General features: G+C 61.1%; 1 pseudogene. It reads left to right on the top strand.

The window, feature by feature from the left end:
* A pseudogene (locus tag ACQ4OB_RS27860) lies at positions 1-339 on the top strand (RHS repeat protein); the annotation flags it as partial.

Here is a 339-nt window from a genome sequence, read left to right as displayed (position 1 = left end):
TTGAAGACGGTGTGTTGACTGAGCGTCGGGCACAGGACGCGAGTGCCCGGTGGTTGCAGCACTTGATCTATGACTATGACCGGACAGGCAATGTCCTGAGCATCGAGGACAAGGCACTGCCGGTGCGTTACTTCGCCAACCAGCGCATCGAGCCCATCAGTCGCTTTAGCTACGACAGCCTTTACCAATTGATCGAGGCTTCTGGCTGGGAGGCGGGCGGCCCCAACCAGGGACCGGAATCCGTGGGGCAGGCCGATCCAGCGGCGGTCAGCAACTACCGCCAGACCTACAGTTACGACGAAAGCGGCAACCTGCTGAAGCTGACGCACGTCGGGGCGA

Origin of the sequence: Pseudomonas sp. ES4 (assembly GCF_050586665.1) — a bacterium.
Taxonomy (GTDB): Bacteria; Pseudomonadota; Gammaproteobacteria; order Pseudomonadales; family Pseudomonadaceae; genus Aquipseudomonas; species Aquipseudomonas frederiksbergensis.
Note: the sequence above shows the minus strand (reverse complement) of the source record. Positions and strands in the feature narration are given on the sequence as shown.